10 protein-coding genes are annotated in these 12,463 nt (G+C 62.4%); 7 read left to right on the plus strand and 3 right to left on the minus strand.

Translation table 11 applies throughout. The annotated features are described in order from the left end of the window. The first annotated feature begins 55 nt into the window (after positions 1-55). The gene (locus RVM27_RS05100; RefSeq protein WP_498957525.1) at positions 56-1,285 is read left to right on the plus strand and encodes a nucleoside recognition domain-containing protein; all 1,230 of its coding nucleotides are present in this window, start codon (positions 56-58) and stop codon (positions 1,283-1,285) included. A gap of 166 nt (positions 1,286-1,451) precedes the next feature. Here RVM27_RS05100 and RVM27_RS05105 read toward each other — a convergent pair whose 3' ends face one another. After that, positions 1,452-3,635 (minus strand): OsmC domain/YcaO domain-containing protein, encoded by a 2,184-nt coding sequence (locus RVM27_RS05105; RefSeq protein WP_498957526.1) that lies wholly within the window; start codon positions 3,633-3,635, stop codon positions 1,452-1,454. Between the two features lie 108 nt (positions 3,636-3,743). Continuing rightward, a complete protein-coding gene (locus RVM27_RS05110; protein ID WP_498940326.1) occupies positions 3,744-4,628 on the minus strand; it encodes an alpha/beta fold hydrolase in 885 nt (294 codons plus the stop codon). A 23-nt stretch (positions 4,629-4,651) separates the two neighbouring features. Here RVM27_RS05110 and RVM27_RS05115 point away from each other — a divergent pair, with 23 nt between their 5' ends. Together RVM27_RS05115 and RVM27_RS05120 are read left to right on the plus strand one after the other, a co-directional pair. Beyond that, complete coding sequence (locus tag RVM27_RS05115) at positions 4,652-4,846, plus strand: hypothetical protein (RefSeq protein ID WP_498940325.1); 195 nt, start codon at positions 4,652-4,654, stop codon at positions 4,844-4,846. Between the two features lie 67 nt (positions 4,847-4,913). Further along, entirely contained in the window at positions 4,914-5,132 is a 219-nt protein-coding gene (locus RVM27_RS05120) for a hypothetical protein (RefSeq protein WP_498940323.1), read from the plus strand. Here the strand turns inward: RVM27_RS05120 and RVM27_RS05125 are convergent. Beyond that, a complete protein-coding gene (locus tag RVM27_RS05125) occupies positions 5,129-5,731 on the minus strand; it encodes a TetR/AcrR family transcriptional regulator (RefSeq protein WP_287808695.1) in 603 nt (200 codons plus the stop codon). The two genes, RVM27_RS05120 and RVM27_RS05125, sit on opposite strands and share 4 nt — an antisense overlap. A 191-nt stretch (positions 5,732-5,922) precedes the next feature. On the opposite strand from RVM27_RS05125, the gene RVM27_RS05130 reads away from it, so the two are divergent. The 4 genes from RVM27_RS05130 to RVM27_RS05145 are packed head-to-tail and all read left to right on the plus strand — an operon-like array spanning position 5,923 to position 12,371. Continuing rightward, positions 5,923-7,128 (plus strand): efflux RND transporter periplasmic adaptor subunit, encoded by a 1,206-nt coding sequence (locus RVM27_RS05130; RefSeq protein WP_287808694.1) that lies wholly within the window; start codon positions 5,923-5,925, stop codon positions 7,126-7,128. Then, positions 7,125-10,226, plus strand: coding sequence for an efflux RND transporter permease subunit (locus RVM27_RS05135; protein WP_498957527.1), 3,102 nt, complete (start codon positions 7,125-7,127; stop codon positions 10,224-10,226). The genes RVM27_RS05130 and RVM27_RS05135 overlap by 4 nt, the downstream gene beginning before the upstream one ends. Beyond that, a complete protein-coding gene (locus RVM27_RS05140) occupies positions 10,223-11,653 on the plus strand; it encodes a sensor histidine kinase family protein (RefSeq protein WP_498957528.1) in 1,431 nt (476 codons plus the stop codon). Before RVM27_RS05135 ends, RVM27_RS05140 begins: the two co-directional genes overlap by 4 nt. A 13-nt stretch (positions 11,654-11,666) precedes the next feature. Continuing rightward, positions 11,667-12,371, plus strand: coding sequence for a response regulator (locus RVM27_RS05145; RefSeq protein ID WP_016916247.1), 705 nt, complete (start codon positions 11,667-11,669; stop codon positions 12,369-12,371). The last annotated feature ends 92 nt before the right edge of the window (positions 12,372-12,463 follow it).

Genomic DNA, 12,463 nt, shown 5'->3' on the forward strand with positions numbered 1-12,463 from the left:
TGGGTAGGATACGCAGCTAGCGTATTGCTTCGATCATCAAGGACGCCCACCCACCATGCTCAACGGAATCTGGTTAAGCTTCTTTATTGCCGCCTTTGCGGCATCTCTCTGGCAGTGGCTGGTGGGTGGCGATAGCGAAGTGTTTGCCCGCCTGGTGCAGTCGCTGTTCGATATGGCAAGGGTCAGCGTCGATATCATTCTGGTGCTGCTGGGCACCATGACGCTGTGGCTGGGGTTTCTTTCCATTGCCGAAAAGGCAGGGTTGATACGACTACTGGGGCGGGTACTCGACCCGCTTTTTAGCCGCTTGATGCCCGAAGTGCCCCGCGGCCACCCGGCCATGGGGCTGATTAGCATGAACTTTGCCGCCAACATCCTGGGGCTGGACAACGCTGCGACGCCGATCGGTATCAAAGCGATGCATTCGCTGCAAACCCTTAACCCCAGCCGCGATACCGCCAGCAATGCGCAAATCCTGTTTCTGGTACTGAATACCTCATCGCTGACCCTGCTGCCCGTCACGATCTTCATGTACCGCGCCCAGCAAGGGGCGGCAGAGCCGACGCTGGTGTTCCTGCCGATTCTGCTGGCGACCAGTGCATCCAGCCTCGCCGGACTGCTGGCGGTGGCCATCATGCAGCGTCTGAAGCTTTGGCAACCGGTGGTGCTGGGGTACTTGCTGGCCGCTGCGCTGGCCCTGGGGCTTTTGATCACCACACTGGCGGGGATGTCGGCTCAAGCGCTGGCTGCGGCTTCCACGCTGGTTGGCAACCTCACGCTGTTCAGCATTGTAATCATGTTCCTGGTCGTGGGGGCACTGCGTGGCGTGAAGGTGTATGACGCCTTTATCGAGGGTGCCAAAGAAGGCCTGAGCTTTACCATCACCCTGCTGCCCTACCTGGTGGCCATGCTGGTGGCCGTCGGGGTGCTGCGCGCCAGCGGCGTGCTGGATGCCGGGCTTGGCGGCATTCGCTGGCTGGTAGAGAGCATCGGCTGGGATACTCGCTTTGTGGATGCACTACCCACCGCCTTTGTGAAACCACTCTCCGGCAGCGGCTCCCGCGCCATGATGATCGAGACCATGAACACCTTTGGTGTCGATAGCTTCCCAGGGCTACTGGCTGCCACGTTTCAGGGCAGTACTGAAACCACCTTTTATGTGTTGGCGGTTTACTTTGGCGCCGTGGGCATTAGCCGCATTCGTCATGGGCTGGGATGCGCCCTGGTCGCCGATGTAGCAGGCATCACCACCGCCATTCTGGTGTGCTACTGGTTCTTTGGCTGAATTGCGCGAAGAGTGTTGTACCAAGCCAAGCCTGCCATGAAATTTGGCGCAGCGGTGCAGTTGGTTGCACTCACTGCGCCAATTGCTGCACCAGAGTGCATCACATAAAAAAACGGTGCGGGCCAAGGGGCCGCGCACCGCTGTCGTTACTCACCGATAAACGCCGTTAGAGACCCGCTTTTGCCGCTCGCGCTGCGTGAAGCTTCTTGTAACTTTCGATCAGGCGCTGGTGGCGATCCAAACCCTCTAACTGCATATTGGTGGGCGTGAGGCCGTGGAAGCGTACAGTGCCGTCTACTGAACCCACGACCGCCTCCATAGTCGCTTCGCCGAACATGCGCTTGAAGTTGGGCAGGTAGTCGTCCAGCTCCAATTCGTCGTCCAGGGCAATTTCCAGCACCGCGTTGACCGCCTGATAGAACAGGCCGCGCTCAACGGTGTTGTCGTTGTACTGGAGGAACATCTGCACGCAGTCCAGCGCCTCTTCATGGCGGCCAAGTGCCAGGTAAACCAGCAGTTTCAGCTCCAGAATGGTTAGCTGGCCCCACACGGTGTTCTCGTCGAACTCGATACCAATTAGCGTGATGATATCGGCGTGGTCGTCCATCTGGCTCTCTTCCAAGCGCTCGACGAGATCGGTGAGCTGCTCGTCATCCAGGCGATGCAGATTGAGAATATCTTCGCGGTAGTCCAGCGCCTTGTTGGTGTTGTCCCAAATCAAGTCTTCGATGGGGTACACCTCGGAGTAGCCAGGTACCAGAATGCGGCATACCGGCGCGCCCAGGTCTTCGCGCACTGCCATGTACACTTCCGCGCCCAGCTCTTCGAAAATACCGAACAAGGTCTCGGCTTCTTCCTCGTTGCTGCCAGAGAAGTCCCACTCGCTGAACTCGAAGTCGGGCTTGGCACTGAAGAAGCGCCAGGAGACTACGCCTACCGAGTCGATGAAGTGCTCGACGAAGTTGTTCGGCTCAGAGACAGTCTGCGAGTTGAAAGTTGGCAGCGGCAGGTCGTTCAGGCCTTCGAAACTGCGCCCCTGCAGCAGTTCGGTCAGGCTGCGCTCCAGCGCTACTTCAAAACTTGGGTGGGCACCAAAGGAAGCGAATACCCCGCCGGTACGCGGGTTCATCAGCGTCACGCACATGACCGGGAATTGCCCGCCCATGGAGGCATCCTTCACCAGCACCGGGAAGCCTTGGGCTTCCAAGGCATTGATGCCCTCGACAATGCTCGGGTACTTGGCCAGCACTTCTTGCGGCACGTCGGGCAGCGTCAGCTCCTGTTCGAGGATCTCCCGCTTCACCGCCCGCTCGAAAATTTCTGAGAGGCACTGCACCTGGGCTTCCACCAGGGTGTTGCCCGCGCTCATGCCGTTGCTGAGGAACAGGTTTTCGATCAGGTTGGAGGGGAAGTAGACCGTTTCGCCATCGCTTTGGCGCACAAAGGGCAGCGAAACGATGCCCCGGTCTTCACGACCCGAGTTGGTATCGATCAGGTTGGAGCCACCCAGCTCGCCTTCAGGGTTGTAAATCGCCAGGCAGTGCTCGTCGAGAATTTCGGCGGGCAGCTCGTCATTCGGGCCCGGCTTGAACCACTTCTCATTGGGGTAGTGCACGAATTCGCTGTTCGCGATCTCTTCACCCAAGAACTGATCGTTGTAGAAGAAGTTGCAGCTCAGGCGCTCGATAAACTCGCCCAGCGCCGAGCACAGCGCGCTCTCTTTGGTCGCGCCTTTGCCGTTGGTAAAGCACATGGGCGAGGCCGCATCGCGGATATGCAGCGACCACACGTGGGGCACGATATTGCGCCAGGAGGCAATCTCGATCTTCATGCCAAGGTCGGCCAAAATGCCGCTCATGTTGGCAATGGTCTGCTCCAGCGGCAGATCTTTGCCTTCGATGTAGGTGCTGCTCCCTTCCGGCGCGCCCATCAGCAGCGCCTGAGCGTCCTCGTCGATGTTCTCGACCACTTCAATCTGGAACTCGGGGCCGGTCTGAACAACCTTCTTCACCGTGCAGCGGTCGATGGAGCGCAGGATGCCTTCACGATCCTTTTCCGAGATATCTTCCGGCAGCTCTACCTGAATCTTGAAGATCTGCTTGTAGCGGTTTTCCGGGTCGACGATGTTGTTTTGCGACAGGCGAATGTTCTCGGTGGGAATATTGCGCGCGTTGCAGTACACCTTGACGAAGTAGGCGGCACACATGGCCGACGACGCCAGGAAGTAGTCGAACGGGCCAGGGGCCGAGCCGTCGCCCTTGTAGCGAATCGGCTGGTCGGAGATGACCGTAAAATCGTCGAACCTGGACTCCAGGCGGAGGTTGTCGAGATAGTTAACTTTGATTTCCATAAGCGGGCGTCCGGAGTAATGAGTGTGCCTGAGCACCAACGCATCAGGCGAATGGCGGCCATTATCCAGTTTTTTGCCCGCTTCGTCTTGGGCAGTCGCGTGAATCACTTATTGCGGATCCAGCAAGAACGGCAGCGCCTCCTCCAGCAGCAGGTCAGGAATCTCCTCCGCAATGTAGTGCCCGCAGGGCAGCGCCTTGCCCTCTACCTGGGTCGCTACCTTGCGCCACTCGCCCAGCGCATCGAAGCAGGCTTCAATCGCACCTTCGGCACCCCACATCACGTTGATCGGGCAGGTGAGTTTCACCCCCGCGTCGATATCCGCCTGGTCGTGCTCCAGATCGATGGTGGCGCTGGCGCGGTAGTCGCCACAGATGCCCGTGGCCGTACCGGGAAGCGACAGGCAGCGCTCGTACTCCGCCAGCGCTTCCGGGGCGAACGGTGCCATACCTGCGCTGCGGGCGCCCATCACGCTTTGTAGATACTGAGCGGGGTCGGCTTGAATCAGCATTTCCGGCAGCGGCTGAGGGCGAATCAGAAAGAACCAGTGCCAGTAGCTGCGGGCAAACGCTTCATTGGTGCCGCGATACATCGCCAGCGTGGGGGCGATATCTAAAAGCACCATGCGCTCAACCCGCTCGGCGTAATCAACGCCTAAACGATGCGCCACCCGCGCGCCGCGGTCGTGGGCCAGTACTTTAAACCGCTCAAAGCCCAGCGCGCTCATCAGCTCGGCCATATCGGCGGCCATGGTGCGCTTGGCGTAATTGAGATGCTCTGCGTCATCGTTCGGCTTGCCGCTGTCGCCGTAGCCGCGCAGGTCGGCGGCAATCACCGTGAAGTGCTGGGCAAGCTTGGCCGCCACTTTGTGCCAGATCATATGGGTCTGCGGGTGCCCGTGAAGCAGCAGCAACGCCGGGCCACTGCCCCCCAGGCGGTAGTGGATATCGATGCCATTCACATGGCGCGTGTGTTTTTCAAAGCCTTCGAACATCTTATGCCCCTTGATGGAAACAGATGAAAGCATTGCACTTGCCGACACAAGGCGGCACATTAGCCGCCACCGCCCAAGAGCCTCGAGTCACGCCCATGCACGATGAATTTGTGGCCAATTTGCGCCTGCTGTGCAGCTACTACCCCTCTATTGCCGACGTGTGTCGTCGTTTGCCCATCAACCGGGCACAGTTCAACCGCTACTTGAGCGGGCGCTGAAACCCTGAACGGCCACGAGATCACTCAAACCATTTTGTTCCCCAGCTTTCAAAGCCAGGTAACGCGATTGACGGGGCTGAAGATGGGCGTGGCGGACAACAGCGAGCGCATGCCCTGCTGTGTGAGAGTGGTCTATCAGCGGCTGGATGAGCAGACCAGTCTGCGCGAAGCACTCGCCCAGTGCGGGCTACTGGCACTGGACGACCCATCCCTGGATGCGGCGCTACTGGCCGCCATTCAGAACGATATCGCCGCAGGGGAGTACCATTTTCGTGCGCGCCATTAACGAGGCGGTGGTGTCGCAGTCGCCAGCACGTGGGAAAACAGAATGGCTTCGAACTGCTCCATGGGAGCCAGGGACTTGAGCGTCTTGGCGCGCAGGATGGCACCTTCCCACCCCGAGAGAATGAAGCTGGCCAGCGTGTCAGGTGACAACCCTTCCGGCACGCTGCCTTCTGCCTGCGCCTGGCTCAAGCACGTGACCAGGCGTTTTTCCCAGCGCTGGAAGACCACGCTGAGGGCATCGCGGAAGGTGTCGTTCTGGCCCGCCAGCTCCTGCCCCAGGTTGCCGATCAGGCAGCCCGTGGAGTGGTCACAGTCGAGCATATGCGCCCGGCCTGCCGCGAAGTAGCGACGCAGGCGTTCGAGAGGTGGCACGGCCGAATCTTCCATCAAGGTGGCCAGATTGGCATCGTATTGGCTGGCAAACCGCTCGATCACCGCCAGACCAAAGTCCTCTTTACTGGCAAAATAGTGGTAAAACGAACCCTTGGGTACACCGCAGGTTTTTAGAACGGCATTGATACCCGTGGCGTTATAGCCCTGCTGGGCAATCAGCTCAGCGCCGGTATCAATCAACTTATCGCGCGTGGCGGTGTTTTTCATAGCGTCATGCAGACCAGGAAGTCTATGGTTTTTCACGTCGATGATGACAGGTATCGGAAACCGCGTCAGCGTTTGGGTTGCACGCTATTTGCACAATGCTTGCCTAATCGCTGCGTAGGAATCGGTGATGCTAGCATGATCTTGCCACTTCTCGGGCATTTTTGCCTTCAGCCAATGGATACCCCCCGGCCATGACTCCACCTCGCTCTTTTGCCTCCTCACAGCAAGGCCGCCTGGGCCTGGGTGCCCTGGCCGCCTTGCTGGTACTGGCAGGCGGCCTTGCCGTGGCCTGGTGGATCATCAGCCAGCCACCCAGAGTAGAGCGCAGGCCGCCGCCGCCGCCCGTGCCCCCGGTGGTCGACGTGACGACCGTCGAACAGCGCCTACAGTCGCCTACCCTGAGTGGCTTTGGTCGTGTCGAAGCGGAACAGTCGACGCTGCTGGCCAGCCGCGTGGCCGGGCAGCTGGAACGTTTTGCCGAAGGCGTACTGCCCGGCCGTGTGGTCGAGCAGGGAGCACCGGTGGCTTACATCGACCAGGCCGACCTGCAGCTGGCACTGGAGGATGCCCAGGCTCAACTGGCAAACGCCGAAGCCCAGCTGGCCCTGGAGCAGGCCGAACAGCAGCGCGCCCGCAGTGAGTACGAGTCGTTCGGCAGGCAGCTCAGCGCCGAACGGCGTGCGCTGGTGCTGCGTGAACCCCAGCTGCGCCAGGCCCAGGCGCAGCTGACCCAGGCGCGCGTGGTCCGCGACCAGGCGGCGCTAAACCTGGAACGAGCCACCCTCACGGCGCCCTGGCGCGCCATGGTTCAGGAGCGCCTGGTGGGGGCTGGCAGCCTGCTGAGCCAAGGCACCGAAGTGCTCAGCCTGGTGGGTGTCGAGCAGTTCTGGGTACGCGCGTCGCTGCCCGGCGATACGTTGGCCTGGCTGGAGAGTGGCGGTCGCGTCACGCTCACCAGCCAGGGCTGGCCCGATCAGGCCGAACGGGAGGGCGAGCTGCTCTCCGTGCTGCCCAACCTGGAAGAGAACGGCCTGCAGGCCCAGTTGCTGATTGCCGTGAACGACCCATTGGCCCTGAATCATGAGGGTCCCGCCCTGCGGCTGGGCGACGTCATGCGGCTCACCTTCCACACACGCGCTCAGGAGCCACTGATCAGGCTACCCTCTGCCGCGCTGCGCCCCGGCGAGCAGGTCTGGTGGGTGGACGACGACAACCGCTTGCGCAGTACCCGCGTCACTCTCGCTTATCGCGGCCAGGATGACGTACTGATCCGGGAGGGCCTGGAGGCGGGCCAGCGCGTGGTCGTTGCAGGTCTGGCGCAGCCCCGCGAGGGGCAGGAAGTTCGCCTGCGCCAACGCGGCGACACCCCGGCACGTGATCAGGAGAGCGCTCAATGATGCGTAAAGGCCCGTTGGCGTGGATGGTGGATCACGGCGTTGCCCCCAACTTGATGATGGTGCTGTTCATCGTGGGTGGCCTGATGGCCTCGATGGCCATCAAGAAAGAGGTCTTTCCGGAGTTCGAAACGGAAATCGTCCAGGTCTCCATCAGCTACCCCGGCGCCACCCCGGAAGATATCGAGCAAAGCCTGCTGCTGCCGATGGAAGCCGCCATCGCCAACGTGGAAGGCATCGACGAGATGACCGCCAGCGCCAGCGAAGGCAGCGGCGTGGTCAGCGCAACGCTGATCGACGGCGTGGATGTGATGCGCGCCTACCAGGACATCCAACAGGCCGTGAATGCCATTACCACCCTGCCCGCCGCCGCCGACCCGCCCCGCATTACCCTGGCAGGCCGCTCGCGCAGCGTGGTCAGCCTGCAGGTGTACGGCAGGGTGGGCCAGGAAGCCCTGCATGACGCCGCCGAGAACGTGCGGGCCGAGTTACAGGCCACCAGCGGCATCTCCCGGGCAGAGCTCTCCGGCAACCGGGACCGGGAAATCCAGGTGCACCTGGACGATGAAGCCATCGAGCGCTACGGGCTCGACCATCAGCAGTTGGCCAGCCGCATCGCCGCCGAAGCACTGGATCTGGCCAGCGGCCAGTTGACCACCGCCGAGGGCGAATGGCTGATCCGCTACCAGGGGCGCCGCAATAGCGCCGAAGAGTTCGCCGAGCTGCCCATTCTGACCACGGCCCAGGGCTCGCCGGTGCTGTTGCGCGACATTGCCCAGGTCAGTGAAGGCTTTGCCGAAACCGACCGGGAGGAGTTCTACAACGGCCAGCCGGGCATCTCGGTGGATGTGTACCAGATCGGCGGCCAGACCCCGACCAGCATTTCCAGCGCAGTACGCGGCGAGCTGGAACGGCTGCGCGCCAACCTGCCCGACGGCGTGAGCCTGGACATCGCCCGGGACAGCTCGGAGGTCTACGAAGACCGGCTCGGTCTGCTGCTCAAGAACGCCTGGATGGGCCTGGCGCTGGTGCTGGTGCTGATGGCGCTGTTTCTCGAAGCGCGACTGGCGTTCTGGGTGACGCTGGGCATTCCCACGGCGTTTCTGGGGGCCATGCTGTTCCTGCCCTGGATAGGCGTCTCGCTCAACATGATGTCGATGTTCGCATTCATCATTGCGCTGGGTATCGTCGTCGATGACGCCATCATGGTGGGCGAGAACATCTACAGCTATCGCGAGGAGGGTTACTCGTTGCGCGATGCGGCGGTCAAGGGCGCCCAGGAAATTGCCACGCCGCTCACCTTTGCGATCCTGTCGAACATCGTGGCCTTCCTGCCCCTGCTGTTCCTGCCCGGCTTTTTGGGGCTGATCTTTGCCACGGTGCCGGTCGTGGTGATCACGGTCTTCGTGATCTCGCTGGTGGAAGCGCTGCTGATCCTGCCCGCACACCTGGCCCACGCCAGCAAACCGAGGCAAACGCCAGCCTGGCAGCGCCCTCTGGAGGCCGTGCGGCTACGCATGCAGCAGGGGCTGCACCATTTCACCTACCGGCGCTTCGAGCCCTTTCTGCAGGGTGCACTGAACCAGCGTCTGCTGACCGTCTCGCTGGGCGTGGCGCTGCTGGCGATCACCCTGGCATGGGCCATGAGCGGCCGATTGGGCTTCTCGTTGATGCCCCGGGTGGAATCCGACCAGGTTCAGGCCAGCGTCACCCTGCCGATTGGTAGCCACATCAGCGTCAGCCGCGAATTGAGCCAGCAATTGCTGGACGCCGCCACGGCCCTGAGCAAGCGTGAAGAGGGGTTGAGCTTCACCAGCACCCGTAGCAGCCTGGATGGCGAAAGCCTCTCCGTACGCCTCGACATCGCTTCGGAAAGCCTGGAGAGCTGGCCACCCTCACGCATTGCCCGCGAGTGGCGTGAACTGACCGGCGACCTGCTGGGCGCACAATCGGTCCGCTTCGAATCCGACTTTGGCGGCCCCGGCAGCGGCGCCGCGCTGAGCCTGCGGCTTTCGCACCCCAATACCCAGGTGCTGGAGGCAGCCGCCACACGATTGGCCGAACAGCTGGCGGAGTACGGGCTGACGGACATCGACAGCGGCCTGGGCGACGGCAAGCCACAGCTGGAAATGCGCCTGTCGGCCGAAGGCCGCTCGCTGGGGCTGACCGGCAGTGACCTGGCACAGGCCCTGCGTGGTCCGCTGCAAGGCGCCACCGCTGTCGAGCAGTTCATCGGCCGCCGAGAGGTCAGCGTCGAAGTGCGTTTACCGGAAGCCTCTCGCGATAGCCTCAGTGAGCTGTACCGGCTTCCCGTACGCACCCCCGAGGGGCTCAGCGTGCCGCTGTCGCGGGTGGCCGACATCACCCTCAGCCAGGCGTCCAGCAGCCTGCAACGCATCAACGGCCGACGCATCATCACCGTCACCGCCGACTCCGAGGGCGACCAGGCCATCAATCAGGTGCTCGCCACCTTGCAGGAGGATGTCTTCCCCACCCTCAGCAATACCTGGCCGGGCCTCGAAGTCAGCATGGGTGGCCGCCAGCAGGATACCGCCGACAACCTGGCCACGCTGCGCAAGGCCATGTGGCTGATGATTGCGGCACTCTATGCCCTGCTGGCGATTCCCTTCCGAAGCTACTTGCAGCCGCTGCTGGTGATGGCCGCCATTCCGTTTGGTATCGTAGGGGCCATTGGGGGCCATCTGCTGATGGGCTTTGGCTTGTCGATCATCAGCCTGCTGGGCATGCTGGCGCTGTCCGGCGTGGTCATCAACGATGCCCTGGTGCTGATCGACTACGCCAACCGCAAGCGGCGCGAAGGCATGGCGCCTCGGGAAGCCATCGTGGCCGCTGCCACACGCCGGTTGCGGCCAATCATGATGACCACACTGACGACCTTCCTGGGGCTGGCACCGATGATTCTGGAAACCTCGCGACAGGCACGCTTCATGATTCCCATGGCCATCTCTCTGGGCTTTGGCATGCTGTTCGCCACGCTGATTCTGCTGATCATGGTGCCCTGCCTCTATCTCAGCCTGGAGAATCTGCGCGAACGCCTCAGCGCACCACAGCCACCCGAACCCGAGAGAGCCAATCCATGAAGGCGTTTCATAGCCTGCGCCAATGGCGCCCCTCGCGGCTGGGCATGAAGCTGTTCGCGGCCATCCTGAGCGTCAATGTGGCCATTGCTGCCAGTGTGTTTCTGGCGGTCACCTACAGTATCGATCGCGGCTTTCTCGACTACCTGAACCAGGCCCAGGAGCGCCGTGCCACGCTGCTGGCCGACGGCCTGATTACCCGTTGGGAAACTCAGAACAGCTGGGCGTGGCTGGAAGAGGCCCCCGACCGCTGGCCCTACATCGTACGCTTCGAACTGGGCCAGGAGCATCGTGATCGGCCATCTCCCTTGGGGGAAGCGCAGGATTTCGCTCTGCAGGATGCCGATGGCCACGCCATCATTCCCCCCAGCGATACTCCACGGGGCTCCCGCAACTGGCACTGGATGACCCTCTACAGCGACCTGGCGCCCAATGGCCAGCGTGAAGCCATTGGCGCCCTCGGCTTTCGCCCGCCCCAGGAGATGATGGAGCGCATGGAGAGCCGCTTTCTGGAGCGCCAGCAGCGCAACCTGATCCTGATCGTGGTCTCGCTGGGCCTGGCCTCGCTGCTGCTGGCTGGCGGGCTCTCCTGGTGGCTGGGCCGACGCACGCGGGCGCTGGCCGGTGCCACCCTGCGGCTCACCGAAGGCGACTACCATACCCGTTTGCCCGAACGCGGCCGCGATGAGCTGTCTCGCCTGGCCCGGGATTTCAACGTGCTGGCGGCCACCCTGGAAGCCAGCCGTGAGGCCCGGGCACGCTGGGTGTCGGACACGGCCCATGAGCTGCGCACCCCGCTGGCCGTACTGCGCGGTGAAATCGAAGCCATGCAGGATGGTATTCGCCCGCTGAATCAGGAAAACCTGAGCTCGCTGGCCCAGGAAGTGGCTCAGCTGGAGCGCCTGGTCTCCGACTTGCGGCTGCTCTCGCAAAGCGATGCGGGAGCGCTGGACATCCAGCTGGCCCCGCTGAACCTGAGCGACAGCCTGGGCAGCCGCCTGACCGACGCCGACCGCTGGCTTGAGCAGAGCGGCCTGAGCCTGACCTGCCAGCTGGAAGAAGACATCATGATTCGCGGCGATGCCCAACGCCTGCGCCAGCTGTGGAGCAATCTGCTGGACAATAGCTGTGCCTATACGCAATCGCCTGGGGCGCTGCGCGTCACGCTCGGCTGCGCGCGCGGTCAGGCCGTCATCGTCTGGCAGGACAGCTCCCCCGGTGTCCCCGACAGCGAGCTGGGGCGGCTCACCGAGCGGCTGTATCGGGTCGAGGGGTCGCGTAACCGTGCCAGCGGCGGTAGCGGCCTGGGCCTGTCGATTGCCAGCGCCCTGGTGAGTGCTCACGGGGGCACCATGGAAGCCAGCGCCTCGACATTGGGCGGGCTGGCCTGGACACTGCGCTTTCCGCTGATTTCTTCTGACCCTTACTGAATGCGAGTTGACCATGACCCAGGAAGCATCCCTGCTGATCGTCGAAGACGAACCCAAAATTGCCAGGCTCATGGCGGACTACCTTGGCAGCCATAACTTCGCCCCCACCATCATCGGCCATGGCAGCGACGTGATGCCCTGGCTCACCCAGCACTCACCGGCGCTGGTACTGCTGGACGTCATGCTGCCCGGCAAGGATGGCCTCACCCTGTGCCGGGAAATACGCCAGCAGTGGCCGCTGCTGCCCATCATCATGGTAACGGCCAAGGTCGAGGAGGTGGACCGGCTGCTGGGGCTGGAGCTGGGCGCCGATGACTACATCTGCAAGCCGTTCAGCCCCCGCGAGGTGGTGGCCAGGGTCAAGGCCGTGCTGCGCCGCAGCCAGGCCATTGCCGAGGCCACCGGCCACACCCCGACCACACGGCAAGCGCCGGTCACCCTGGATGAAGAGGGCTGGCAGGCCCTCGTCAATGGCCAGGACCTGGGGCTCACCGCCGTGGAGTTTCAGCTATTACGCGTTATGATGCAGTCGCCGGGGCGTATTTTCAGCCGCGAGCAGTTGATGGACCACATGTATCGCGACAACCGTATCGTGTCCGAACGTACCGTCGACAGCCATATCAAGAAGCTGCGCAAAAAGATCACCGAAGCCCTGCCCGAGCAGGAAATCATTCGCTCGGTGTATGGTGTGGGTTACAAATATCAGCCCGAAGGGTAAGCCTGGCAGATCGACAGGCGCACTTGGGCACCGCTACGGGTCAATGCACCATGAAAGCGCTCATCGTAGAAGATAACGACAATCTTGCGCGC

Origin of the sequence: Halomonas sp. KM007 (genome assembly GCF_050709225.1) — a bacterium.
GTDB classification, from domain to species: domain Bacteria; phylum Pseudomonadota; class Gammaproteobacteria; order Pseudomonadales; family Halomonadaceae; genus Vreelandella; species Vreelandella hamiltonii.